Raw genomic sequence first — 23,462 nt, forward strand, 5'->3', positions numbered from 1 at the left:
GCTGAAAGCTATGAATATAGTGTTACAGAGTTTTCCTGTTTTTTTGCTGATTTTTTGTCGGATTGCCTCGTTTTTTGTAGTAGCGCCTATCTTTTCAACCCGAGGAGTACCTAATATCTTTAAAGTTGGAATTTCAGGATTTCTGGCTTTGATTGTGTATCTTACCTACGGTACACATCAACAGGTACCGACCGATGTAGCGTATGTGCTGTTAGTAGGTCGTGAAGTGCTAATTGGGTTGTTGTTGGGGTTTACTGCATATTTGTTCATAACAGCGATCCAGACCGCAGGTTCATTTATTGATCTACAGGTGGGTTTCGGGATGGCCAGCGTGTTTGATCCCATGACAGGGGCATCAACGCCTTTAACGGGGAATTTCAAGTTTGCCATCGCTGTATTGTTCTTTTTAAGTATAAATGGGCACCATCACCTGCTAAATGCAATCTTATATAGCTATGATTGGGTACCGCTGACAAATGATTTTTTTGTGAAACTGTATGGTGGCAGTGTAACTGAATTCCTGATACGTTCTTTTGCGGAATCATTTATGCTGGCCTTTCAAATTGCTGCTCCCATTGTAGTAGCTACCTTTCTGACGGATGTGGGACTCGGCTTTTTAGCAAAAACAGCCCCTCAGTTTAATATTTTCGTCATTGGTGTACCGCTTAAAATTATTGTGGGACTGTTCATGTTACTGCTTCTCATGCCAAGTTTTGCTTTTATTTTCGAAAAATTATTTTCTGTGATGTTCGAATCCATGCGCAACTTGTTGGATATTATGGGCAACCGTCCTTAATGTCTGGTTTGGAGGAACGTAGTTTGTCATTTAAATATGCTATGAACCTGCAGTTGTTCTCAGGGGAAAAAACGGAAAAAGCTACACCCAAAAAGAAGCAAGATGCAAGACAAAAAGGCCAGGTTGCCAAAAGCATGGAGTTGCCCGCCTCTGGTGTCCTGCTGATTACGTTTTTTTGCCTTATGATTTTCGGCGGGTATTTTAAGGATCATGCGGTCCGCTTGTTTCGGGATATATTTATGAATCGCCTCACTATGGAGGTAACACCAAACACGACGCTTCTGATGATGGGTGAGTATGGCGTGCAAATCATAATTATGCTGACTCCTATTTTTATTGGGGCTATTGTCATCGGGATAGCGGCGAATTACATGCAGATCGGTTTTTTATTAACCGGAGAGGGCATCACGCCCAAGTTTAGTAAGATTGATCCGATTAAAGGATTCAAAAACATTTTTTCCATGAGGTCATTGGTCGAATTCCTGAAGTCTGTTTTAAAGATGACCGTGATTGGTTATCTCGTGTATAGCGTACTCTGGAAAACAAAGGCCGACCTTCCCAAACTGGCTGAAATGTCCGGCGATCAAATGTTAAGCTTTACGGCTTCATTAACGATGGAACTGGGGCTTAAAATTGGTGTGGTGCTGTTCATTTTAGCGGTATTGGATTATATGTATCAACGCTATGAACATGAGAAAAACCTGAGGATGTCCAAACAGGACATCAAAGATGAGTACAAGAAAATGGAGGGTGACCCGCTGATCAAAGGGAAAATCCGCGAACGGCAGCGCCGCATGGCCATGCAGCGTATGATGCAGGAAGTTCCCAATGCAGATGTCATCATCACCAACCCTACGCACTTTGCTGTGGCTTTGAAATATGACGGTTCGGAGATGGAAGCCCCTCAGATTATTGCGAAAGGGCAAGATTACGTAGCACTCCGAATTAAGGAAATTGCCAAGCAAAACGGCGTTATAACGATGGAAAATAAGCCGCTGGCGCGGGCGCTGTTTCAAAGGGCTGAAATCGGGGACGCGATACCAGCTGACCTGTTTCAGGCCGTTGCCGAAGTGCTGGCGTATGTATATAAATTAAAAGGAAAAGTGAAATAAAGGGATCGGAGGCCTAGAGACCCGTGAAAATAAAAGAAATAACTGTCCTTGCAGGCGTCATCGGCATCGTTCTTATGATGATTCTCCCGATCCCTTCATGGCTGCTAGATATTTTACTCGTCATCAATATATCAATTGCTTTGATGATTCTACTTGTTTCTATGAACACGAAGGAAGCTTTGCAATTCTCTATTTTTCCTTCATTGCTGCTTATCACCACGTTGTTTCGTTTGGCGCTTAACATTTCCACGACCAAACTCATTTTAGGTGAGGGACATGCAGGGGAAGTCGTGGCTACGTTCGGTAGCTGGATTGCAGGGGGACAAATTGCAGTCGGTTTTGTAGTCTTCCTGATTCTCGTGGTTGTGCAGTTTATCGTTATCACCAAGGGCTCTGAGCGGGTTGCTGAGGTAGGCGCACGGTTTACATTGGATGCGATGCCGGGTAAACAAATGAGTATTGATGCTGATCTGAATGCAGGTCTGATCAACGAGCAGCAAGCCCGTGAACGACGCAGTAAAATCGAACGTGAAGCGGATTTTTACGGAGCGATGGATGGTGCGAGTAAATTCGTTAAAGGTGACGCTATCGCCAGTATTATCATTTTGATCATTAACCTGGTGGGCGGTTTTATAATTGGTATAGCCGTTCAGGGGAAGGGATTTCAAGAGGCACTGTCGACTTATTCTGTTCTTACCATCGGTGACGGACTGGTTAGCCAGATTCCTGCACTGCTCATATCCACAGCGTCAGGTTTGATTGTTACGCGAGCTACGTCGGATGGAAACTTGGCAGAGGATTTAACCGGGCAGCTCTTTTCATATCCCAAGCTGATCTACATTGTAGCTGCTACGATTGCATTATTGGGCTTCTTTACGCCAATTCATATTATTACAACCCTTCCACTGGCCGTTCTGCTATTTTTCGCGGCCCGCAGGATGCAGGGCAATATGGAACGCAAGCAAATAGCGGATGAACAACTGGAAGAGGAGCAACAAATTGAAGAGGTACGTAGTCCGGAAAGTGTCATTAATTTGCTTCAAGTTGATCCGATTGAATTTGAGTTCGGGTACGGGCTGATTCCGCTGGCTGATACACAGCAGGGCGGGGATTTACTGGATCGGATTATCATGATCCGCCGTCAATGCGCCTTGGAGCTGGGTTTGGTTGTACCGGTCATTCGTATACGGGATAATATTCAGCTTAAGCCGAACGAATATGTAATTAAAATTAAAGGCAATACGGTAGGCGGCGGAGAACTGCTGTTGAACCATTATCTCGCTATGAGCCCGGGATATGACGACGATTCCATTACTGGTATTGAAACCACGGAACCGGCCTTCGGATTGCCTGCGCTCTGGATAGATGAAAACACCAAGGATGTTGCGGAACTATCAGGCTATACCGTTGTTGATCCACCTTCAGTCGTAGCTACTCACCTAACGGAAACGATCAAGAAACATGCTCATGAGTTGCTTGGCAGACAGGAAACACGGTCGTTGGTCGACAATCTTAAGGAAAATTATCCAGTGCTGGTGGACGATCTTATTCCTTCCGTGCTGGCAATTGGAGATGTACAAAAAGTATTGGCCAAGTTGTTAAAGGAAAAAATTTCCATACGCGATATGGTGACTATTTTCGAAACGCTGGCTGATTACGGTACTTATACAAAAGATCCCGATGTGCTGACTGAATATGTACGTCAGGCGTTGTCCCGTCAGATTACACAGCAGTTTGCTCAGCAAGGGGAGACGCTGCGTGTCATTACCGTAGGACCGGGACTAGAGAAGAAAATTGCCGAAAGTGTGCAACAGTCGGAGCAAGGAAGCTATTTAGCTCTTGATCCGGTGTCAACGCAAACCGTGTACCAGAAGATGATGGAGCAAATCAATCGTCTCATTCAATCCGGACAGCAGCCGATCGTATTAACGTCACCGACAATCCGTATGTATTTGCGGCAAGTGATGGAACGGACAATGCAGGATGTCCCGGTGCTGTCGTATAGTGAACTGGAGCCGAACGTTGAAATTCAAAGTGTCGGGGTGGTGAACTTATGAGAGTGAAACGATATGTAGTGGATACCATGCCGGAAGCCATGCTGCAAATCAGGGGTGACTTAGGAACGGATGCCGTCATTTTAAGCACGAAGGAAGTCAAGGTCGGCGGCTTTATGGGAATGTTCAGCAAAAAGAAAATCGAAGTGGTCGCTGCGGTAGAGGAGAAGCAGCCTCAAAAGCCTCAGCGGATGGGAACACCACGACAACAGCCTTTTTCTATAATGAAGGAACCTGAGCAGCCGGAGGTGCCATCCGCGCCTGTGGTTCCCAGACAAGCCGCTCCAGAAGCTTACCGACGGGTTACGCAGATGACGGGCAGTCCTAGAGAGGAAATGGGTGATTTAACAGCTGGCTCAGAACAAACTGCATCAGCCACAGACCATTCATCAACCGAGTCTGATTATAATCGGGAAACAACTGCTCAACTCCATGAGCTATTAAAGCAACCAATCGAAACAAGGGTTCCAGACAAGAGCGGAGCTGCGGAAAATCAGGCTTTGCTCAATGAATTACGGGAAATGAAAGCTATGATGACTCGCTTTTCCCGCAACTCTTCGCTGGAAAGTACTTGGCCGGAGCCATTGCAAGAAATTTGTGAGCGATTGTTGGAACAGGAAGTGGAACGTGATCTGCTGGAGTATTGGCTCGAACGAGTTTATGAGCGTCGTAGTGAATACCCTTTAGCTCCGGAGTCCTTTGATTGGGAACAAGCCCTTCGTGAAGAAGTGACCGAATTTATTCGGACCAGACTGGACAAAGGCATCTCAAAAGATACCAAAATTGTGTATGTGGCAGGCCCTACGGGGGTGGGAAAAACGACGACCATTGCCAAGCTGGCGGCGGAGCAGTTGTTTAAGCATCATCGCAAGGTTGGATTTATTACCTCTGACACATATCGTATTTCAGCCGTCGAGCAGCTGCGTACATATGCTACGATTTTGAATGTACCGCTTGAGGTTGTGCAATCTCCCGGGGATGTTCACAGAGCCATTCAGCGTCTGGAGCATTGTGACCTGATCCTTATGGATACTGCAGGACGAAACTATCGTAATGAATTGCTTGTTTCAGAACTGCAAAGTCTGCTTTCACCTATTAAGGAAAGTGAGACGTATCTGGTGCTCAGTCTGACGTCCAAAAGCAAGGACATGCTCAATATTACCGGTCATTTCAGTAAATTCGGTCTTGGTAAAGTAGTATTTACGAAGATGGATGAGACAGGTAGCTGTGGTGGAGTGTTTAATCTATTGCATCATTTTCCGATGCAACTGGCCTATATCACTAACGGACAAAATGTTCCTGACGATCTTCTTCATCCAGATGCAGAAATGGTGACAAGTATGCTACTCGGAACTAAAGCATCATCAGGAGATAACGGAGATTCTATATGAGTGACCAAGCCCAATCACTTAGACAAATGGTTTCAGCCTTGGATAAATTCCGATTGCCCCCACGTGATCGCCAAGCGAAAATTGTAACGGTTACCAGTGGTAAAGGCGGGGTAGGCAAATCCAATTTCACGCTCAACTTTGCTCTGGCCCTGCAATCCCTTGGTCGAAGAGTACTTGTATTTGACGCTGATATTGGTATGGCCAACATTGATGTGCTGATGGGGGCTAATTCACAATACAACCTTCTTCACCTGCTGAAACGTGAAAAATCAATTGATGAAATTATTCAAACAGGTGTAGGTGGTCTGCCTTATATTGCCGGAGGATCGGGCTTGAGTGAGCTGTTTTCGCTATCAGATGATGACCTGAATTATTTTGCCGATGAAGTGGAGAAAATGGCGGCAAATATGGATTATATTTTGTTTGATACCGGTGCGGGCTTGTCCAAAGAAAACCTTAAATTTATCACTTCAGCTGATGAATGTATTGTTGTAACCACGCCGGAACCGACATCCTTAACAGATGCCTATGCGCTAATCAAAGTCGTGAGCGGGTTGCAAAAGGATACGGTATTCAAAATTATAGTCAATCGTGCCGATAACGATAATGAGGCCCGTCAAGTTGCCGATAAGATTGCACTTGTTGCGAGACGCTTTTTGGAGATCGATATCCCGTTGCTTGGACATATCAGTGATGATACTCATGTCATGCAGGCAGTCAAAAGGCAAGTACCTTTTTGGGTTGCCTTTCCGGGATGTGCGGCTTCCAGAGATGTATTGAATCTGGCGCACCGATTTGCAGCAATGCCGCAGGCTCCGCAATCTGGTACATTGAGCGGAATTAAAGGTTTTATGCAAAAATGGCTGCGACGTTCTGTGCATTGATTTTGATGAGAGGAAACAGAGGTGTTTAACATGTGTGCTTACCGGGTGCTGGTTGTAGATGATTCAGCCTTTATGCGCAAAATTATTTCAGATTTAATTGTAAGGGATGAGTCGTTCAACATCGTAGGTACAGCCGCCAACGGCAAAGAGGCTGTAGAGAAAGTGAAGGAGTTGCAGCCGGATCTGGTTACCCTGGATGTTGAAATGCCTGAAATGAATGGGCTTGAAGCGTTGCCGCTGATTATGGCAGCCCATCCGTTGCCTGTCATTATGCTGTCTGGTATTAATGAGCAAGGCATGAAGGAGACCATCATGGCTCTGGAGGCAGGGGCTTTCGATTTTATAAGAAAGCCATCCATATCTCATGCGCAAGACATTGGGCAGGTAAGCAAGGCGCTGCTGGAGCAGATGCATACGGCTATGCAAGCAGTACGCAGCCGTTTGGAGCGTAAGGAAGCGAATGAGCGCAAAGAGGCGTTAGAGCAAGTGAAAAAAACGCCACTGGAAAAACCTTCAGAAGGACAGGCTGTAACTGAGAAACAAGTGGAAAGTAAAGCACCGGCTGACAAGGCACCTATGACTCCGCTGGCTTCTCCGCCTGCTCGATCAGTACAGCCAAAGCCAGATGCTGGCAAGCCTGTTCAGGACAATGCCAAGCCGGAAACGAAACGGCAACAGTCAGCACCATCTGTGACAGTCGGTCGCAAAGACCCATCAGCGGTTCAGCCAAGCAAGCCAGTGAAAGCACCTGCTGCGCAGCCGAAGCAGGAACCATCCAATGGTACGGGACGAAAACAAGGGCAACTGAATATTTCCGGTACGACTGCTGCCAAATCACTGCAGGGTACGGATAAGGCAGGGCTGGTTAAGCCGGAGCATCGGAAGACCGTAACTTCATCCACTCCTGCGGCGACTACACCTCCGGTAACGCCATCTGCAGTTCCGTCTGCCCCCAAGGAGCTGTCTTTAAAAAAAGGTGTGCATACGTCCAACTTTCGCAAGCTGGTGGCGGTCGGATGCTCTACAGGCGGCCCGAGGGCGTTGAAGACGTTGCTGGAGCGCATTCCTGGGGATTTTCCCGCCCCTATCGTCATCGTTCAACATATGCCGCCAAACTTTACTCGCTCGCTGGCGCAACGTCTAAATACGTTGAGTCCTCTCCGAGTAGTGGAGGCAGAGCAGGGAATGACGCTGGAGACCGGTACCGCCTACATCGCTCCAGGAGGGTATCAGTTAAGAGTTGTGTCAGGAGCGGGCGGTAAATACACCGTATCACTGAAGATGGAAGAATCTCGTAATGGCCACCGTCCTTCTGTAGATACGATGTTCGAATCTTTGCTCTCGTTAACCTCGCTGGAACGGCATCTAGTGTTGTTAACTGGCATGGGAAGCGACGGAGCCAAAATGATGAAAAAGCTTTATGATGCAGGGGTGCAGTCCACATTTGCTGAAAATGAGGAAACTTGTGTAGTGTATGGAATGCCCCGCTCAGCAGTGGAGTTAAAATGTGTGCGTTACCTTCTGCCTATGCAGGAGATCGCCCCCAAGCTTGTACAAGTTGTGAAATAATCGGAGTGTAACTCATGGAGGAGGTGTCTCACAATGGACATGAACCAATATTTAAACATGTTTATTGATGAGTCGAATGATCATCTGCAATCTCTTAACGAAAATATGCTTCAACTGGAAAGCAACCCTACAGATCTAGGCATCGTTCAGGTGATTTTCCGTTCTGCCCATACCCTCAAAGGAATGGCTGCTACGATGGGGTTTGAAGATCTGGCATCGCTCACTCACCAAATGGAAAACGTTCTTGATTTGGTACGTAACAACAAGCTGGCGATGCATGAATTTATATTCGATACCTTATTCAAAGGATTGGATGCTCTGGAGTCCATGGTGCAGAACATTACAGAGGGCGGCGATGGAAAAGCGGATGTTTCCTCCATTGTAGCTTCACTGCAATCTATTGTGAGCGGTGATTTCCAAAAGTCCGGTACGGGTGCTGCTTCTGAGGCTTCTCCATCCACAAAAGTAGACAATAGCGAAAGTGCTAGGCTTGTTCTGGATCAATTCCAGTATTCTGTACTGGAGCAATCTATTTCCGAGGGACATCGTGTTCACTATATACAGGTGACAATCAGCTCAGAGAGCCAGCTGAAGGCGGCACGTGCTTTTATGGTATTCAACACGCTGGAAAACTCCGGTGAAATCGTGAAAGCCCATCCGTCCGTACAGGATATTGAGCAGGAGAAATTTGAACAAAGCTTCTCGTTATACTACATAACGCAGAAAGAAGTCGGGGAGCTGGAAAAGGAAATCGCAGGTATTTCCGAAATCGACACTGTCTCCGTAGTACAGCTGGATCAGGAATCTCTTAAACGAATGAGCGAAGTTACTGCCGGACTGGCAGAGGCTGCTGCGGTGCAGGAGGCTGTTGCCGTACAACAATCCGCTCCATCCCAGCCGCAGTCTCCAGCTGCGGCCTCTGTCGCTAAGCCAGCGGCGGGTAAAGCACCAGCAGCCAAGGCAGCTGCACCTACACATAACCGTACCATTCGTGTAGATATTGAACGTCTGGACGTACTGATGAATTTATTCAGCGAGCTGCTCATTGACCGAGTGCGGTTGGAGCAGTTGGCAAGTGAGGCCTCCAATCCGGCACTGACAGAAACGGTAGAACACATGAGCCGTGTGAGCAGTGATTTGCAAAACGTCGTGCTTAAATTGCGGATGGTCCCGGTGGATACTGTTTTCAACCGTTTTCCGCGTATGGTGCGTGATCTGGCCAAATCACTGGATAAAAAACTGGATCTGGTTATTACTGGTGCAGAGACTGAAATGGACCGCACCGTTATCGACGAAATTGGCGATCCTCTGGTGCATTTGCTCCGTAACTCCGTGGATCATGGAATTGAGTCGGTAGCCGACCGTATTGCGGCTGGCAAGCCAGAGACAGGAACGGTGCAATTGCGTGCCTTCCATAGCGGGAACAACGTATTTATCGAGATCGAAGATGACGGGAATGGCATTAATCGCGAGAAGGTACTGAAAAGTGCTATTTCCAAAGGGATTTTGACAGAAGAACAGGCAGCCGTCATGACCGATGAGGAAGCCTATCAGGTGCTGTTTGCTCCAGGCTTTAGTACGGCGGCGGTTATTTCAGACGTATCAGGACGCGGTGTTGGTCTGGATGTTGTAAAATCCAAAATTACCGCTTTGGGTGGCAATGTTACCGTTCACTCTACCTTGGGCAAAGGCACCAATTTCTCTGTACAATTGCCACTGACCCTGTCCATTATTGCAGCAATGATGATACAGATCGGCTCTGAAAAATATGCAATTCCTTTGTCCTCCATTGTGGAGACCGCGATCGTCAAACGGACACAAATTCGTTCGGTACATGGCAATAAAATGATCGCTTTCCGCGATTCCCATATCCCGCTTATCTCCTTGAGTCAGCTGTTTGAGGTGCCGGACTTCAATGAAGATGAAGAAGATGAGACCGAGGTCGTGGTCATCCGCAAGGGAGACCGTCTGGCAGCACTTTCCGTGCAGGACTTTTTGGGACAAAGTGAAATTGTCCTTAAAAATTTGGGCAAGTACCTTCCGAACATTCAGGGAATTTCAGGCGCCACGATTCTGGGTGACGGTCAGGTTGCTTTGATCATTGACCCGAATGTTTTCATTAAATAATGTCTTCATTAAAAATGAAAGAAATGTGAGATTGCTGACATCAATAAGGAGGGTTTTTAGACATGGGAGAAGAAATTAAAGTTATCGTATTTAAGCTTGGTGAAGAGGAATACGGTGTTGAAGTAGAAAAAGTCCAATCTATTGAACGCATGGTGCCAATTACCCGGGTTCCGAGAACATACGATTTTGTTAAAGGCGTATTCAACATGAGAGGCGTAGTCATCCCGGTTATTGATCTTCGCGGCCGTTTTGGATTGGCTGAAGCTGAATATACGGATCAAACCCGAATCATTATCGTTGCAGTAGGTGAGATGCAAGTCGGCTTTATCGTCGATTCGGCGAATGACGTTATTGACCTGAACACCGATAACATCGAGACACCACCGGAAGTGGTTGGCGGAGTCAAGGCTAAATACCTTCGCGGAGTTGCTAAAATCGGTGAAGAGCGCCTGTTGATCATGCTGAACTTGTCCGAAGTCCTGAATCGAAGTGAAATGAACCAACTGGAAGGCTTAGAGGATTAATCTATGGAAAATCTTGGTAATCTTGAAGACTTCAAGTTGGATGTTTTGAAAGAAGTTGGCAATATTGGCTCGGGGAATGCTGCTACAGCGCTCTCCCGGCTTCTCAATAAACCGATCGATATGGGTGTGCCCAAAGTACAAATGCTGCCCTTTGAGGAAATTGCTGAAAAAGTCGGTGGCGATGAGCAACTTGTTGTTGCAGTGTTTTTTAGGGTCGAAGGGGAAGCTCCCGGCAATCTATTTTTTATATTGCAGCCTCAGGCGGCCAAAAGCCTGCTTTCCCGTTTGGCGAATATTCCTTCAGATGACGAAGACAGCTTTAACGAAATGGAGCATTCAGCCCTGTCCGAAATCGGAAATATTTTAGCAGGTTCATACCTGTCCTCGCTGGCGGATTTCACACGTTTGGCTATGTATCCGACAGTTCCTGCGCTGGCTTTGGATATGGCCGGAGCAATTCTTAGCTACGGACTGCTCCAATTTGGGCAGATGGGGGATGCGGCTTTATTGATTGACACATCGTTTCTGGAAGGTCAGAATCAGATTGAGGGTCAATTTTTCCTGATTCCTGATCCAGAATCGTTCGGGAAAATATTTAGGTCGTTAGGAGTCCCGATGAACGATGATTGAGGATAAAAGCATCATTAAGGTCGGCATGGCAGACTTAAATGTAACCAGCAACCCGAATTCGATTCGCACGACAGGACTTGGCTCCTGCGTCGGATTGACCCTCTACGATCCTCATTTGAAACTGGCAGGCATGGCACACGTGATGCTACCGTCCTCGGATATTGCACGTGAAGGGCAATTAAACATTGCTAAATACGCGGATACAGCACTGCCAGAGCTATTTGAGCGGATGTTGAAATTGGGAGCCGAACGCCGCAGATTGATCGCCAAAATGGCAGGGGGAGCCCAGATGTTTGCCTTTGCTGGTAGTGGAGATACCATGCGGATTGGTCCGCGCAATGTAGAATCATGTAAGGAAATGCTCGTAAATCTCGGTATCCCTTTGATTGCGGAGGATACTGGCGGTAATTATGGACGAACGATTGAGTTGGACTGTGAAACCGGCGTTTTGAATATTCGAAGCGTACAAAAAGGTGTAAAGGAATTATAATCATGTTATTTGGCAGCTTACGCATTAATCTTTGGTCTGGAGTAGTCGGATTTTTTCTGACTTTTGTGTTGTCCGTTGGCAGCAATCTGCTGACCACGAGCTTAATTCGTGGCTTGATCGCCTTCGTTTTTTGGTTCCTGCTTGCATTTGTGCTGCGCTGGACACTTGGTGTTGTAGCGCGGCCAGATCTGGGGAATGCCCAAAGCCGGGCAAGCTCTCAGGTAGATGGCGTAGGTGAGAATCTGGACCTGACGACACCAGACGAAAATGAAAATCTGAATGAATTGCTGAAACCAAAACCAGAGCAGACGGACGGGGAAGAAAATGGTTTCGCACCTTTAAACCCGCCTAAGCTGGTTACCAACAAGAACCCTGAAGAATTGGCCAAGGCCGTTCGTCACCTGACAGACAAATAAGGAGGGTGAAGCCGATGAACGAGCGAAAAGCCGCTCATTTAAACCATTCCGAGCTGTGGGAGCAATGGAAAGAACACGGTGACAAGGAAGCAAAAAAGCAGTTAATTGAAAAGTATCTTCATATTGTGGAGTATGTGTCGGGTCGGCTTGCAGTAGGCTTACCTAAAAATGTATCCAAAGACGACTTGGCGAGTAACGGTGTCATGGGTTTGATTGATGCTTTGGAGAAATTTGATTATGGGCGTGGTTTACAGTTTGAGACTTATGCTTCTTGGCGTGTTCGCGGAGCAATTTTGGATGGTCTTCGTCAAGGGGATTGGGTTCCCCGTTCGGTTAGGGAAAAAGCGAAGAAAATTGAAGATGCCTACCAGCATTTGGAACAGAGGTATTTGCGTACGGTAAGCGATGAAGAGATGAGCCATTATTTGGACGTTTCCGAAAAAGAGTTTCAAAATATGATCCAGGAAGTCGCCGTTATGTCGATCGTTTCACTGGAGGACCCAATCCGCGAGGAAGAGTCGGAAACACGGCTTTCTCTTTTGGTGGACGAAAAGGCGAAAAATCCGGATCATAAAGTCAATGAATTTACACTTCGTGATGCCCTTGCACAAGGCATTGACAAATTGACTGAAAAAGAGCGTATCGTTGTTTCTTTATTGTATTACGAGGACTTGTCACTCAGTGAAATTGCTGAGGTCATGTCGCTCTCTCCATCAAGAATTTCACAGTTGCATTCCAAGGCAATATTGCGCCTGAGAGCGACATTGGACAAACAACGGGATTTGCTAATGCGTAAAGATTAACGTACGGGAGGTTACAGTAACAGTTAGACGGAAGGAGCACCCCTGTGGAGAAGCAATATGCTTTGGACCAGTTTTTAAAAGTGGTTGTCTCACCTGACAAACAAACCGCCTATTTGGAGTTTGCCAAACGTGAAGAAGGCTTTAACTGCTCTGTGGAGGAACTAGAGCGTTTTCTGAGCAGCCAAAAAATATTCTATGGTTTAATTACGGATGCGATTCATGCATTTGTGGCACGTCCGGAAGATCATTTCTTTACCAAAGTATTAATCGCTCAGGGAAAGCAGCCGATCCATGGCAAAGACGGAAAAATTAATCTGGCCGAGATCGTGACCGGAGAATATGCACATAAGCCGCTTGAAACCATTGATGGACGGGTGGACTATAAAGAATTAACTCGTTTAAGAAATGTAAAGCGTGGACAACTGATTGCCGAACGGGTTGATCCTCTGCCGGGTGTACCGGGTATTGCTGTAACTGGGGAGGAAATTCCTTTTCTTCCGGGTAGAGAGGCTCGCTTTAAGATTGGAAAAAATGTAGTGGTTCATCCAGAAGGCGTTGCGATGTATGCGGCCATTGATGGATTGGTAACAACAACTGAAAAGGGTAAACTTAATGTATTCCCTGTATATGAAGTGAACGGGGACGTAGATTATAGTGTTGGTAACATTGATTTTGTTGGAACCGTCGTCATTCGTGGGAATGTTTTGACAGGTTTTCGTGTTCGGGCTGCTGGAGACATCCGTGTCATCGGTGGTGTGGAAGGAGCTGAACTGGAAGCGGAAGGTTCAGTGGAAATCAGTGGCGGTATTATTGGATATCATAAGGGTTTTGTCAAAGCAGTACAAAATGTGAAATGCTCCTTTATACAAGATGGTAACGTCATTGCGGGAGGCGATATTCTCGTATCCCAGAGCATTATGCATTCCCAGATTAAAGCGAGCAAAAATGTAATCTGCGAGGGGACAAAAGGGCTCATTGTAGGTGGCAATGTACAAGCTGGTGAAAAGGTAGTGGCGCGTACCATCGGTAACACGATGTCCACAGCTACCATTATAGAAGTGGGCGTGCTTCCAGAACTGCGTGATGAGCTGACAGAGCTGCGCGCACGTTTGAAGCAACAGACGGACAGCCAGGATAAAACCAATAAGGCCCTCACCATATTGGATCAGCTAGCTGCTACTGGACAGCTTGCACCTGAAAGAATGGCCATGCGGATTAAGCTGACATCTACTAAAAAATCTAATGAGCATGAGCTTTTGGAAACCAAGTCCAGAATGCTGGAAATTGAACGAACATTGGAAGATACGAGCCGTGCACGGGTAGAAGTAAAAAATGTAATTTACGGCGGCTCTAAAATAGTTATCGGCAGATATACGAAATTTATTAAAGATTCAGTGGAAAGAATAGCGTTTTATTATCATGAGGGAGACATCAGTATGTCCTCTTACGTATAATTTGGTATATAGATTCTAACTCAACATTGTATTCCTCGGAAAACATACACGGATGCTCAATCGGAAAGGGCGTGGTCCAATGAGCTTGAAAGCTGTTGAATTACAAATTGCCGTACCTCGTACCAGTGAAGCAGGTAAATACCAAAGTGAATCCCAACAGCGGCCGATGAATGACCAGGCACTGCTAGGACAAAAGACCGCGCTGGAGACGGAGAACATGCGGCAGCGAAGCAGTGCGGTAGATGAATCTGCGGAAACATTTGTTGATGAACGGCAAACAGGAGCCCAGGGCAGGGAATCTTCACAGCAGAGCCGTTCAGGATCTGGTGAGAACGAGCTGCCTAAAGAGCATCCGGCAGAGCATCCGTACAAGGGACACCATATTGATTTTTCGCTCTGATTACAACAGGTGGAGAAGCATAATTAAAGGAGACGATGGGCAGTGGACCAACCATGGATTTATATTGTTCTGCTGGGCGTTGCAGCTGTTGTCTACGCCTGGCTGCTGCCTAAGCGTCAGCCGGATCGGGGAACAGAAGAGGCCGTCGTCCAAAAGGTCGAGGCCACACTGGAGCAATATATGGCTGATATTGAAAGCGATAATGACGAGCTGATTGAACTCGTATCTGGTATGAAGCAGGAACACGCAGTTAAGCAGGCGGCATTACAGGAGCAGGTGGCTGAGCTGCGGAACCGTATCGTCGAGCTTGAGCGACAGGCTGTGCTTGCTGCGGCCTCTGCTCAAGTGGAGTCTACATCTGAGGAAATACGCTATACAGGTATTTCTCAACAGGCAGCGGTCGCTTATGGTCAGTTCCACAGACCGCAATCTTCTATGTCCATACAAGAAGAGCCTCCTGTTTCAAACGCTCCCCTTGTAGCTGGTCATGACCAGACGGCGTTGCAAGAGCCTGAAACTGAACAGGAGCCAGAATCCATCCGTGATCGTTATCAAGAGCTGTTTGCGCTCTATGAGCAGGGGAAATCGGTGGATTACATAGCTAAGCAATCAGGTATCCAGCGGGGCGAGGTACAGCTCATATTGCAACTAGCAGAACGGGAGGATCTGAAGTGATCAAAAATCGTTCATTTATGCTGGGTATGGGTACCGGACTTGTAACAGGCGCACTGCTGCTGCAACTGGCGATAATCGGTCAGGGACAATCGCAGCAATCCTCCATAGATCTGAAAAACATGACCCGTGAGCAATTGGAGAAAGCGGCAGCCGGATTAAATCTTCAGATCAGTGACAGTTCTGATCCGAAGATGACGGAAGATGAATGGCGAAATAAGGTGATCAAGGAAGGCAGCAAAACACCGACTGCACCCCAAAAGGCAAAACCAGCCCAAACGCCAGCAACTCCAAAGGCACCTGCAAACAGCACACCTTCGGCTGCTTCAAAGCCTGCGGCCAGCAAGACTATAACGAAAAATCCGGAACAGCCGCAAACGAAAGAATCTGGTGCTGCAACTACTCCAGATACCCCTAAGCAACCTGCTACTCCGCAAGTGCAATACAGCATTGCATCGGGGAGTAATTTGAGAAGTGTGGCATCTGGACTGGAAAAGGCGGGCGTTGTTTCGGATGCTAGTGCATTTGAGACTGCGGCTAAGGCTCAAAAAATCAATACCAAAATTCGTACCGGTACCTACCAGTTTGTCAAAGGTGAGGATTTCGGTTCTATTATTACTAAAATTACGAAGAAGCCGTCCAACTGACCAGTACGGGAAGTGGACGGCTTTATTTTTTGCTAAAAAGCTCGACAGATTGAAGTGAACGGGTCACTTTTGTATGGATTCAACTATTGTCGAAAAGTTAGTTGCAACGATGCAAGTGTTATGGTATATTAATTGACGGTGTTAAAAACGCACGTCGGTTAATTTCGTAAAGGGTGCTTTCAACAGAAAGTCTTTATGAAAAATGATGTCGGCGGAGGACACACAAAAAACCAAACTTAGGAGGTGTGTGAAGATGGCAGTAATCTCCATGAAACAGCTTTTGGAAGCTGGGGTTCACTTTGGTCACCAAACACGTCGCTGGAACCCGAAAATGGATCGTTATATCTTCACTGAAAGAAACGGTATTTACATCATTGACTTGCAAAAGACAGTGAAAAAGGTTGAGGAAGCTTACAACTTCGTAAAAAGCATTGCAGCTGAGAATGGTACAATCCTGTTCGTAGGCACAAAGAAACAAGCGCAAGATTCTGTTAAAGAAGAAGCAGAACGCGCTGGTCAATTCTACATTAACCAACGTTGGTTGGGTGGAACGCTGACTAACTTTCAAACCATTCAAAAACGTATTGATCGTTTGAAACAGCTTGAATCTTGGGAAGAGGACGGCACATTCGCAGTTCTTCCTAAAAAAGAAGTTATCATTCTTCGCAAAGAAAAAGATCGTCTTGAAAAATTCTTGGGCGGTATCAAGAACATGAAGGGTCTTCCAAGCGCCCTGTTCATCATTGATCCACGCAAAGAACGTATCGCGGTTGCTGAAGCTCGTAAATTGGGTATCCCAATTGTAGGTATCGTTGATACTAACTGTGATCCAGACGAAATCGACTATGTTATCCCAGGTAACGACGACGCGATTCGCGCTGTTAAATTGCTGACTGGTAAAATGGCTGATGCAGTTATGGAAGCAAACCAAGGCGAAGAAACTACAGCGTAATATTTCCTTTAGGAAATACCTATATGAATTAAATGAAAAGGGTGGTTGGCAGGTGGATAACCTCTCACTACCCTTTTTTTAAGGAATAAATTGTGTATACCACTGAAAACCAAATTTGGAGGGAAATAATATGGCAGTTAATGCTAGCGCAGTAAAAGAGCTTCGTGAAAAAACAGGCGCAGGAATGCTGGATTGTAAAAAAGCGCTTGAAGAAGCGAATGGTGATTTGACAAAAGCGGTTGAAGTTCTGCGCGAAAAAGGACTTGCAGCTGCAGCCAACAAAGCAGGTCGTATTGCTACTGAAGGCGTTGTCGAGTCCTACATCCATGCAGGCGGCCGTATCGGCGTACTGGTAGAAGTAAACTGCGAAACAGACTTCGTAGCTAAAACAGACCAGTTCAAAGATTTTGTGCGCGACATCGCAATGCATATCGCTGCATCGAACCCTCGTTATGTTCGTCGTGAAGAAGTGCCACAGGAAGAGATTGAAAAAGAAAAAGAAATCCTGAAAGCACAAGCTTTGAACGAAGGTAAGCCAGAAAAAATCGTTGAAAAAATGGTTGAAGGCCGCATCGGTAAATTCTACGAAGAATTCTGCTTGCTAGAGCAATCTTTCATCAAAGATCCAGACAAAACAATCTCCACACTTATCAACGAGAAAATCAGTACGATTGGTGAAAACATCTCCTTGCGTCGCTTTGTTCGTTTTGAGCTGGGTGAAGGTCTGGAGAAAAAAGAAGACAACTTCTACGAAGAAGTTATGTCTCAAGTAAAACAATAATTACCAGTGAACGGTAATTGAATATGGGGAAAACGGAAATGGAACACATCGGTGTTCCTTTTCTTGCAACAGGACACTTATCCTGTTACATAAAATATAAATGATATTGGAGGGTGATCATTTGGAAAAACCTGTGTTTAAGCGTGTAGTCCTGAAAGTTAGTGGAGAGTCGCTGTCGGGACCAAACGGTTATGGCATTGATGCGGACACGATTGCATCGATTGCCGAGCAAGTCAAAGACGTTGTGGAACTGGGTGTGGAAGTTGCTATCGTATGTGGAGGCGGCAATATCTGGCGTGGTATCGCTGGTAGCGCCAACGGGATTGATCGGGCAACGGCGGATTACATGGGTATGCTGGCAACGGTGATGAACTCACTCGCTTTGCAGGATGCTTTGGAGCAAATTGAAGTACCTACACGTGTGCAGACATCCATCGCGATGCAACAAATTGCAGAGCCTTATATCCGTCGTAGAGCTATCCGCCATCTGGAAAAAGGCCGGGTCGTTATCTTTGCGGCAGGTACAGGGAATCCGTTCTTCTCGACTGACACTACAGCTGCTTTGCGAGCTGCTGAAATTGAAGCCGAAGTGATTCTGATGGCTAAAAATAAAGTGGATGGTGTATATTCAGCCGATCCGTTTAAAGATAGCACAGCCGAGAAATATGAGCAGCTCACGTATTTGGATGTACTCAATAAAAACCTCGGTGTCATGGATTCTACAGCTTCCTCGCTGTGCATGGATAACAATATTCCGTTGATTGTCTTTGCTATTACAGAGCAAGGTAACATTAAACGTGTCGTGCTGGGTGAGAAAATCGGTACGATCGTCAAAGGGAGTGTAAATTAATGCCACAATCCGTGAAAAAAAGCGCAGAAGAGCGCATGCAAAAAGCAATTCAGGCATTGCAACGTGATCTTTCATCTTTGCGTGCAGGGCGAGCGACACCAGCTTTACTGGACCGTGTGCAGGTTGAGTATTACGGCGCAATGACTCCAGTCAACCAACTGGCGAACGTAAACACACCTGACAGTCGGACCTTGATGATTCAGCCTTGGGACAAATCCTCCTTGGCAGACATCGAGCGTGCTATCCAAAAATCCGATCTGGGTTTGACGCCTTCGAATGATGGAAATACCATCCGTCTGAGCATTCCTGCTTTGACAGAGGAGCGCAGAACTGAACTGGTGAAGATGACGAAAAAGAACGGTGAAGAAGCGAAGATCGCTATTCGTAACATCCGCCGCGATGCAAATGATGATATCAAAAAAATGGAGAAAAGTGATATTTCCGAGGACGAATCTCGTAAACATCAGGAAGATATCCAGAAAACGACCGATAAATATATCGCTGAAGTGGATAGAGTTTTAGCTGCAAAAGAAAAAGAAATTATGGAAGTCTAAAAGAATGGCAGCCCCTCCCTTACGGTGGGGTTTGTCTCTTTTCAAGCCTGAGGCACATTTTCAGAGAATGCTGGAGGAACTGGAATGATCAAACGGGTTCGGTCTTGGTGGAACAGGGAACAAAATCAGCAAACACCGGCCATTTCAAAAGACAATATTCCGCAGCATGTTGCTGTCATCATGGATGGAAACGGCAGATGGGCCAAACGGATTGGAATGCCGCGGATTGTAGGGCATCAAAATGGAATGAAGGCAGTGAAGCGCACAGCAATTGCGGCGGACGAACTGGGCATTAAGTATTTGACTATGTTTGCTTTTTCGACTGAAAATTGGACGCGTCCAAAGGACGAAGTTGATTTTCTAATGCGGCTGCCACAGGAATTTCTGGCTATTGAGCTGGATGAGCTCATTGAAAAAAATGTGCAGGTACGTATGATGGGAAACAAGGAACATCTACCTTCTCATACCGTTGATGCGCTGACTGAAGCGATTCGACGAACCGAAAATAATACCGGACTTGTTCTTAATTTTGCATTAAATTATGGAAGTCGGCTGGAAATCACGGAATGCATGCAAACGCTGGGACGTCAAATTGAGAGCGGGAAGCTCAAATCAGAAGATATAACGCCCGATATGATCGGCAACACTTTGCTTTCCAGTGATATGCCAGACCCTGATTTACTGATTCGCACAAGTGGTGAGCTTAGACTCAGTAATTTTATGCTCTGGCAACTTGCTTATAGTGAGTTATGGTTTACTGATATTTATTGGCCTGAATTTAAAAAAGAACACTTATACGAAGCAGTGATCGAATATCAGCAAAGATCAAGACGGTATGGCGGACTGAAGTAAATGGAGGATGAAAGCCGTTGAGACAGAGATTAATTACCGGTATTCTGGCAGGCGTATTCTTTTTGGCGATGGTCCTGTGGGGCGGCTTGGCCTACCATTTGCTTATTTTGGCAATGGCCCTTATCGGATTTTATGAGTTCGCACGAATGACGCAGGTATCTCCTTTTGGGGGTACGGCACTACTTGGGTACGTGAGCATAATGGCTTTTGTATTCCCTTATCAACCTTTGGGTGTACATTCACCACTACCCTTTGCCAGCATGCTTTGGCTGCTAATGATAGCCTTCATGATCATTACAGTAGGAACAAAAAACAAAATCCCTATTCAAACGGTAGCTATGCTATTCCTTGGTACCGTTTATATAGGTTTTGGGTTTTCGTATATTGCGGAATCACGTCATATGGAACATGGGCTGTTATGGACTTTTTTATTGCTGGCTTGTATATGGGCAAGTGATGCAGGGGCCTATTTTGTAGGTAAAATGGCAGGAAAGACGAAGCTATGGCCTGCGATTAGTCCGAACAAAACGGTCGAAGGATCCATCGGCGGGATTGTTTTAGCACTGGTTATAGCTCTGCTATTCGCCGGATTGTCAGGAGGATTGCTGCCGTGGTCCAAAGCTTTCGGAATTGGCTTGGCTTGTGCGGTTGTGGGGCAACTGGGTGATTTGGTACAATCTGCGTATAAACGAGTGTACGGCATTAAAGATTCCGGTAATCTGCTGCCAGGACACGGCGGGATATTAGACCGCTGCGACAGCTGGATTGTCGTTTTTCCATTTGTACATATGCTGATGCTGCTTCCATGAAATTTACCTGGTGATTATTAGTTTATGCTCAGGATTAATCTCTATGCTGCTCACACCGCGTCATTCGAAGCATGAAACCATAGCATAGCTGCCCTGAATAACAAACAATGAGCTCCTGGATAAAAGGGATTTTCTGGATAGGAAGGTGCATCATGAAAAAAATTACGGTACTCGGTTCAACTGGATCTATTGGAACACAAACGCTGGATGTGGTATCCATGCACCCGGATCAGTTTGTTGTTGAGGCTTTGGCGGGTGGTTCTAATATAAAGCTGCTTGCTGAACAGGCGCATCTCTATCAACCTAAAAAAGTATCAGTCGGCACCAAGCAACTGGCGGAGGAAATTCGTCCTTTACTGCCACCCGGCGTGGAATTGCATTGGGGAAATGAAGGACTCGTTGAGCTGGCTGCAAACACAGAGGCAGATATGGTTGTGACGGCTGTAATGGGCAGTGTCGGATTGCACTCCACGCTGGCCGCGATTGAGGCTGGAAAACAGATCGGATTGGCTAATAAGGAAACACTGGTTACTGCCGGTCATCTGGTCACAGAGCGAGCTCGGGCGAAAGGAGTGCCGTTGCTGCCGATTGACAGTGAGCATTCAGCTATTTTCCAATGCTTGAATGGTGAGCGCATGAAAGATGTGGCACATATCACCCTCACGGCATCGGGTGGTTCTTTCAGAGATTTGACAAGAGAACAGCTTCGTGCAGTTACGGTGGAAGACGCACTCAAGCATCCCAATTGGTCGATGGGCGCTAAAATTACGATTGATTCAGCAACGATGGTAAACAAAGGGCTGGAGGTCATAGAGGCTCACTGGCTGTTTGGGCTTGATTATGAGCAAATTCACGTGTTGCTTCATCCGGAAAGCATCATTCATTCCTATGTGGAGTTTCAGGATACGAGCATTGTTGCCCAACTGGGGAATCCGGACATGAGAGTGCCCATTCAGTATGCTTTGACTTACCCTGAGCGGATGAAATCCCCGGCGAAGCCGCTGTCACTGGCGGAGGTGGGTAAGCTCCATTTTAAGGAAATGGACTTTAATCGTTTTCCTTGTTTAAGGCTTGCCTTCGAATGTGGTAAAATGGGTGGTACAGCACCAACCGCATTTAATGCAGCTAATGAGATTGCTGTTGCCCGTTTTCTGCGTGGAGAAATTTCTTTTCTGCATATTGAGGCTATTATTGAACGTGTGCTGGAGCGACATGTCAATGTGGCTAACCCTGACCTGTCTGTGATTGAAGCCTGTGATCGTGAGACTCGCAGCCTAGCTGCCGGGCTATAAGACTGACTTGGGGTTGGAGAAGCGAAATGTGATTCTCTTGTACAGGATTGGAGAATAATGATAATCTAGGAAGACAAACTCGATCTCATTGAAAGGGGAACGGAAACGATTGGAGACGATTCAAATAGTGTTGATGACGGTGCTCATGTTTTTCGTCATAGTGACGGTGCATGAATGGGGGCATTATTATTTTGCCAAACGCGCCGGGATTCTGGTACGGGAGTTTGCGATCGGTTTCGGTCCGAAACTGTTTTCTTATAAAAGAAACGAGACGCGATTTACGCTACGTTTGTTGCCTTTCGGTGGTTTTGCCCGCATGGCAGGAGAAGATCCGGAGGTCAATGAAATTGAAGCCGGACAAACGATTGCTGTACGCGTAACGGACGGTGTCGTTAAAACCATTTATCTGGATCAATTGGATAACCGTAAAAATGTGGTGCGCGGCGAAGTGTTGGATATTGATCTGGAGCAGGCGCTGACTGTAAAATTGGATGTGGATGGCGAAGATCAGCAATACACTGTACACCCGCAAGCGATGATGGTAACCAAAGGACAATCCATTCAAATTGCTCCGAAGGATCGGCAGTATGGCAGCAAAACGGTGGGACAGCGTGCGATGGCTATTTTTGCTGGGCCACTGATGAATTTTATTCTTGCTTTTATTCTGTTTGGTCTGCATATCCAAATGGTCGGGATACAAGTGGAAAACCCTACTTATGTTCAAATTAGTGAAATTACAGCGGGGATGCCTGCTGCTGAGGCTGATTTGCATAAGGGAGATATCATTGAATCGGTTAATGGTACTGCAATTGGTGCGAATGTTGAAAATTTGATCAAGCTGATTGCTGATTCTCAAGACAAGCCGATGAAGTGGAAGGTTCGCCGGGATAATCAAACATTCGATCTCACTATAACACCTCGTGCAATGGAGGGGCAAAAGGGCGGCAAAGTAGGTATCGTGCCTGAACTTCCAAAGCGTCAGGCAGGTGTTGGAGAGACGTTTAAATTTGCCGGACAATCCATGGTAAGAACGACCGATATTATTTTCCAAGGATTTAGCCAGCTCATTCAACGCTTTTCTATTAATGATCTGGGCGGTCCAGTCCGTACTTTTGAAGTGACGGGAAAAATTGCCAAGCAGGGCATTGAGCAGTTAACGTATTGGACTGCTATCATGAGTCTCTATTTGGGGATATTTAATTTGTTGCCGATACCAGCACTGGATGGTAGCAGACTTGTGTTCCTCGGTGTGGAAGCGGTAAGAGGACGTCCCATTGATCCGGGTAGAGAGGGAATGGTCCATTTTGTTGGTTTTGCTATGCTATTCCTGCTTATGATCGCGGTCACGTACAACGATATTTTACGCTTAATTAATGGTTAATTAGAGGCGGACTTATATAAAA

General features: G+C 46.3%; 24 protein-coding genes. All 24 read left to right on the top strand.

The annotated features are described in order from the left end of the window. The first annotated feature begins 10 nt into the window (after nucleotides 1–10). On the top strand, nucleotides 11–796 hold the full coding sequence (gene fliR / locus LCF57_RS02745) for a flagellar biosynthetic protein FliR (protein WP_225999336.1): 786 nt from the start codon (nucleotides 11–13) through the stop codon (nucleotides 794–796). Continuing rightward, on the top strand, nucleotides 796–1,908 hold the full coding sequence (gene flhB / locus LCF57_RS02750) for a flagellar biosynthesis protein FlhB (protein WP_225999337.1): 1,113 nt from the start codon (nucleotides 796–798) through the stop codon (nucleotides 1,906–1,908). Before fliR ends, flhB begins: the two co-directional genes overlap by 1 nt. Nucleotides 1,909–1,931: 23 nt before the next feature. Then, a complete protein-coding gene (flhA, locus tag LCF57_RS02755) occupies nucleotides 1,932–3,965 on the top strand; it encodes a flagellar biosynthesis protein FlhA (protein ID WP_225999338.1) in 2,034 nt (677 codons plus the stop codon). Then, entirely contained in the window at nucleotides 3,962–5,353 is a 1,392-nt protein-coding gene (flhF, locus tag LCF57_RS02760) for a flagellar biosynthesis protein FlhF (protein ID WP_225999339.1), read from the top strand. Before flhA ends, flhF begins: the two co-directional genes overlap by 4 nt. After that, nucleotides 5,350–6,237 (top strand): MinD/ParA family protein, encoded by an 888-nt coding sequence (locus LCF57_RS02765; protein WP_225999340.1) that lies wholly within the window; start codon nucleotides 5,350–5,352, stop codon nucleotides 6,235–6,237. The genes flhF and LCF57_RS02765 overlap by 4 nt, the downstream gene beginning before the upstream one ends. 30 nt (nucleotides 6,238–6,267) lie before the next feature. Then, nucleotides 6,268–7,806: a chemotaxis protein CheB gene (locus LCF57_RS02770; protein WP_225999555.1), complete on the top strand. Its 1,539-nt coding sequence runs from the start codon at nucleotides 6,268–6,270 to the stop codon at nucleotides 7,804–7,806. A 33-nt stretch (nucleotides 7,807–7,839) separates the two neighbouring features. Then, nucleotides 7,840–9,933, top strand: coding sequence for a chemotaxis protein CheA (locus LCF57_RS02775; RefSeq protein WP_225999341.1), 2,094 nt, complete (start codon nucleotides 7,840–7,842; stop codon nucleotides 9,931–9,933). A 62-nt stretch (nucleotides 9,934–9,995) separates the two neighbouring features. Further along, nucleotides 9,996–10,457: a chemotaxis protein CheW gene (locus LCF57_RS02780; protein ID WP_225999342.1), complete on the top strand. Its 462-nt coding sequence runs from the start codon at nucleotides 9,996–9,998 to the stop codon at nucleotides 10,455–10,457. A 3-nt stretch (nucleotides 10,458–10,460) separates the two neighbouring features. Further along, nucleotides 10,461–11,087 carry a chemotaxis protein CheC gene (locus tag LCF57_RS02785; protein ID WP_225999343.1) on the top strand — a complete coding sequence of 209 codons (627 nt, stop codon included), beginning with the start codon at nucleotides 10,461–10,463 and terminating at the stop codon, nucleotides 11,085–11,087. After that, entirely contained in the window at nucleotides 11,080–11,577 is a 498-nt protein-coding gene (locus LCF57_RS02790; RefSeq protein ID WP_225999344.1) for a chemotaxis protein CheD, read from the top strand. The genes LCF57_RS02785 and LCF57_RS02790 overlap by 8 nt, the downstream gene beginning before the upstream one ends. A gap of 2 nt (nucleotides 11,578–11,579) precedes the next feature. Further along, complete coding sequence (locus tag LCF57_RS02795; RefSeq protein WP_225999345.1) at nucleotides 11,580–11,993, top strand: hypothetical protein; 414 nt, start codon at nucleotides 11,580–11,582, stop codon at nucleotides 11,991–11,993. Between the two features lie 14 nt (nucleotides 11,994–12,007). Next, on the top strand, nucleotides 12,008–12,796 hold the full coding sequence (locus tag LCF57_RS02800; RefSeq protein WP_007430050.1) for a FliA/WhiG family RNA polymerase sigma factor: 789 nt from the start codon (nucleotides 12,008–12,010) through the stop codon (nucleotides 12,794–12,796). A 44-nt stretch (nucleotides 12,797–12,840) separates the two neighbouring features. Continuing rightward, nucleotides 12,841–14,250 carry a DUF342 domain-containing protein gene (locus LCF57_RS02805; RefSeq protein WP_225999346.1) on the top strand — a complete coding sequence of 470 codons (1,410 nt, stop codon included), beginning with the start codon at nucleotides 12,841–12,843 and terminating at the stop codon, nucleotides 14,248–14,250. A 79-nt stretch (nucleotides 14,251–14,329) separates the two neighbouring features. Next, on the top strand, nucleotides 14,330–14,650 hold the full coding sequence (locus LCF57_RS02810) for a hypothetical protein (protein ID WP_225999347.1): 321 nt from the start codon (nucleotides 14,330–14,332) through the stop codon (nucleotides 14,648–14,650). A 42-nt stretch (nucleotides 14,651–14,692) separates the two neighbouring features. Then, nucleotides 14,693–15,325 (top strand): hypothetical protein, encoded by a 633-nt coding sequence (locus LCF57_RS02815; RefSeq protein ID WP_225999348.1) that lies wholly within the window; start codon nucleotides 14,693–14,695, stop codon nucleotides 15,323–15,325. Continuing rightward, nucleotides 15,322–15,969, top strand: a complete 648-nt coding sequence (locus LCF57_RS02820; RefSeq protein WP_225999349.1) for an endolytic transglycosylase MltG — start codon at nucleotides 15,322–15,324, stop codon at nucleotides 15,967–15,969. Before LCF57_RS02815 ends, LCF57_RS02820 begins: the two co-directional genes overlap by 4 nt. Nucleotides 15,970–16,222: 253 nt before the next feature. After that, nucleotides 16,223–16,921, top strand: a complete 699-nt coding sequence (gene rpsB / locus LCF57_RS02825) for a 30S ribosomal protein S2 (protein WP_007430055.1) — start codon at nucleotides 16,223–16,225, stop codon at nucleotides 16,919–16,921. Between the two features lie 130 nt (nucleotides 16,922–17,051). After that, nucleotides 17,052–17,702, top strand: a complete 651-nt coding sequence (gene tsf / locus LCF57_RS02830; protein WP_225999350.1) for a translation elongation factor Ts — start codon at nucleotides 17,052–17,054, stop codon at nucleotides 17,700–17,702. Nucleotides 17,703–17,823: 121 nt separating this feature from the next. Beyond that, a complete protein-coding gene (gene pyrH, locus LCF57_RS02835) occupies nucleotides 17,824–18,552 on the top strand; it encodes a UMP kinase (protein WP_013309918.1) in 729 nt (242 codons plus the stop codon). Beyond that, nucleotides 18,552–19,106, top strand: coding sequence for a ribosome recycling factor (frr, locus tag LCF57_RS02840; protein WP_025719844.1), 555 nt, complete (start codon nucleotides 18,552–18,554; stop codon nucleotides 19,104–19,106). The genes pyrH and frr overlap by 1 nt, the downstream gene beginning before the upstream one ends. Before the next feature lie 84 nt (nucleotides 19,107–19,190). After that, on the top strand, nucleotides 19,191–19,958 hold the full coding sequence (locus LCF57_RS02845) for an isoprenyl transferase (protein ID WP_225999351.1): 768 nt from the start codon (nucleotides 19,191–19,193) through the stop codon (nucleotides 19,956–19,958). 17 nt (nucleotides 19,959–19,975) lie between these two features. After that, nucleotides 19,976–20,767 (top strand): phosphatidate cytidylyltransferase, encoded by a 792-nt coding sequence (locus LCF57_RS02850; RefSeq protein ID WP_225999352.1) that lies wholly within the window; start codon nucleotides 19,976–19,978, stop codon nucleotides 20,765–20,767. Nucleotides 20,768–20,919: 152 nt separating this feature from the next. Continuing rightward, nucleotides 20,920–22,059 (top strand): 1-deoxy-D-xylulose-5-phosphate reductoisomerase, encoded by a 1,140-nt coding sequence (locus LCF57_RS02855; protein ID WP_225999353.1) that lies wholly within the window; start codon nucleotides 20,920–20,922, stop codon nucleotides 22,057–22,059. 109 nt (nucleotides 22,060–22,168) lie between these two features. After that, nucleotides 22,169–23,440: an RIP metalloprotease RseP gene (rseP, locus tag LCF57_RS02860; protein WP_225999556.1), complete on the top strand. Its 1,272-nt coding sequence runs from the start codon at nucleotides 22,169–22,171 to the stop codon at nucleotides 23,438–23,440. Nucleotides 23,441–23,462: the final 22 nt, after the last annotated feature.

Source organism: Paenibacillus sp. BJ-4, from assembly GCF_020404765.1.
Taxonomy (GTDB): domain Bacteria; phylum Bacillota; class Bacilli; order Paenibacillales; family Paenibacillaceae; genus Paenibacillus.

Bases quoted from the DNA above. Each gene is read 5' to 3' on its own strand.
- fliR (WP_225999336.1), top strand. From the start codon at position 11: ATGAATATAGTGTTACAGAGTTTTCCTGTTTTTTTGCTGATTTTTTGT.
- flhB (WP_225999337.1), top strand. From the start codon at position 796: ATGTCTGGTTTGGAGGAACGTAGTTTGTCATTTAAATATGCTATGAAC.
- flhF (WP_225999339.1), top strand. From the start codon at position 3,962: ATGAGAGTGAAACGATATGTAGTGGATACCATGCCGGAAGCCATGCTG.
- LCF57_RS02765 (WP_225999340.1), top strand. From the start codon at position 5,350: ATGAGTGACCAAGCCCAATCACTTAGACAAATGGTTTCAGCCTTGGAT.
- LCF57_RS02770 (WP_225999555.1), top strand. From the start codon at position 6,268: ATGTGTGCTTACCGGGTGCTGGTTGTAGATGATTCAGCCTTTATGCGC.
- LCF57_RS02775 (WP_225999341.1), top strand. From the start codon at position 7,840: ATGGACATGAACCAATATTTAAACATGTTTATTGATGAGTCGAATGAT.
- LCF57_RS02780 (WP_225999342.1), top strand. From the start codon at position 9,996: ATGGGAGAAGAAATTAAAGTTATCGTATTTAAGCTTGGTGAAGAGGAA.
- LCF57_RS02785 (WP_225999343.1), top strand. From the start codon at position 10,461: ATGGAAAATCTTGGTAATCTTGAAGACTTCAAGTTGGATGTTTTGAAA.
- LCF57_RS02790 (WP_225999344.1), top strand. From the start codon at position 11,080: ATGATTGAGGATAAAAGCATCATTAAGGTCGGCATGGCAGACTTAAAT.
- LCF57_RS02795 (WP_225999345.1), top strand. From the start codon at position 11,580: ATGTTATTTGGCAGCTTACGCATTAATCTTTGGTCTGGAGTAGTCGGA.
- LCF57_RS02800 (WP_007430050.1), top strand. From the start codon at position 12,008: ATGAACGAGCGAAAAGCCGCTCATTTAAACCATTCCGAGCTGTGGGAG.
- LCF57_RS02810 (WP_225999347.1), top strand. From the start codon at position 14,330: ATGAGCTTGAAAGCTGTTGAATTACAAATTGCCGTACCTCGTACCAGT.
- rpsB (WP_007430055.1), top strand. From the start codon at position 16,223: ATGGCAGTAATCTCCATGAAACAGCTTTTGGAAGCTGGGGTTCACTTT.
- tsf (WP_225999350.1), top strand. From the start codon at position 17,052: ATGGCAGTTAATGCTAGCGCAGTAAAAGAGCTTCGTGAAAAAACAGGC.
- frr (WP_025719844.1), top strand. From the start codon at position 18,552: ATGCCACAATCCGTGAAAAAAAGCGCAGAAGAGCGCATGCAAAAAGCA.
- LCF57_RS02845 (WP_225999351.1), top strand. From the start codon at position 19,191: ATGATCAAACGGGTTCGGTCTTGGTGGAACAGGGAACAAAATCAGCAA.
- LCF57_RS02855 (WP_225999353.1), top strand. From the start codon at position 20,920: ATGAAAAAAATTACGGTACTCGGTTCAACTGGATCTATTGGAACACAA.